The organism is Litoribacillus peritrichatus (assembly GCF_039537985.1).
Taxonomy (GTDB): domain Bacteria; phylum Pseudomonadota; class Gammaproteobacteria; order Pseudomonadales; family Litoribrevibacteraceae; genus Litoribacillus; species Litoribacillus peritrichatus.
Genome location: NZ_BAABBN010000004.1, coordinates 1,637,930 through 1,639,629 on the forward strand (window position 1 = coordinate 1,637,930; position 1,700 = coordinate 1,639,629).

Consider the following 1,700-nt stretch of genomic DNA (forward strand, 5'->3'; position numbering starts at 1 on the left):
ATGCACAAAGTTAGTCCCGGTGACCACCAATGCGCCGGTAGTCGCGTCGTAGGCGGCACTGGTTATTTGTGGACTCACCACATTACTGACCGTAATGGCATTGCCGGTGGTGTCGCTGCTGTCTCCCGCCGTTCTGTCGGCAATAAAGTCATCCGCTGCCGCCAGGTTATAAGCGGTACTATCATCCGACTGTGTCCCGTTGGTATTCAGTAACCCATTCACGGTACGTTTATCAGCGGCATTCAAGACAACGGTAAACTGAGTACCTGAGTCAATTTCCACATCGCTGCTGGTCAACGTATAAGTACCCGAGGCTTCGCCGGTCAGGGTCAGTTTAGACACCGCCACATCGTTCAATGCACCGGATTTCGCCACAAAGCTACTGCCCGTCACGACCAGCGTGCCTGTCGTTGCATCATACGTGGCAGAGGAGATTGTCGGTGTGGGCGCATTACTGACCGTGATGGTGTTGCCCGTGGTGTCCGCAATGTTGGTACTGACGGCCGTGCCTGCCATCCAATTATCCGCAGCAGACACATTATAGGTCGTGCCACTTCCGGCGGTGGTGCCATTGGCCGTCACCAGCGCGTTCACCCCCGTAAGGTCTGCACCGGTCAACGTAAAGGTAAAGCTGGTAGACGAAGTAATTTCAATGTCTATGGCACTGGTCAGGGTGTACGTCGCGCCATTTTCACCGGTAAAGGTCAGCAAAGATAGGTCCACATCGTTGGCGGCACCAAACTTTTTCACAAAGTTAAGGCCGGTGACGGTGACAATCCCCGTATCGTAGTCGTAAGTAATTGAGGTGATGCTCGGCGTATTCACGCTGCTGACGGTGACTGTCGCTGTGGCATCGGCGATGTCCGTCGCACTCAATGCCGCAGGCATCCAGTCGTCTGCGGCGGCAAGATTATACGAGACGGTATCCTCAGCGGACGTCCCGTTTTTATTCAGCAAGCCATTGACGTTGATGAGGTCCGTTTCACTTAGCGTCACGGTAAATGTCGTGGCCGAAGTGATGTCGACACTCGCGCCGGTTAGGGTGTAGCTGTTATTGCCTTCCCCTGTGAGCGATAACTTAGTGACATCCACATCGTTGCTGGCACCGGACAGATTACGGAAGTTGGTGCCTGTCACACTCAACACGCCAGTGGTGAAGTTATAAGTGGATGACGTGATGGCCGGAACCGTCACATTACTGACCGTAATGCCATTGCCGGTCAGGTCTTCGGAGTTCGCGGAGGCCAGAGTGGCAGGCATCCAATTATCCGCAACCGCCAGGTTGTAAGTGGTGCTGTCGTCGGAGCTGGTGCCGTTTTTATTCAGCAAACCATCAATATTGGTTTTATCGGCGCCGGACAAAGTGACCGAGAATTGGGTGGCCGAGGTTATTTCAACGTCGCTGGCACTGGTCAAGGTGTAGGTAACGCCCGCATCGCCAGTGAACGTCAGTAAAGACACATCCACATCGTTGGCCGCCCCGTTTTGATTGCGCAGGTTGGTGCCCGTCACCGTCACCACACCCGTCGTGGCATCGTAGGTCGCCGAGGTGATGGTCGGAACCGTAACATTACTGACGGTAATGCCATTGACCAGAGTGTCGGAGATATCAACGGACGCCGCTGCGCCTGCCATCCAGTTATCCGCGCCAGCCAGATTATAGGTGGTACTGCTGACGTCCGAGGCAGTGCCATTTTTAT

The 1,700-nt window shown here is 54.5% G+C and carries 1 protein-coding gene; it reads right to left on the reverse strand.

What is annotated here, in order from left to right:
- Positions 1 to 1,700: beta strand repeat-containing protein (locus ABD744_RS08685; protein ID WP_344797503.1), on the reverse strand; the 1,700-nt coding region annotated here is incomplete at both ends.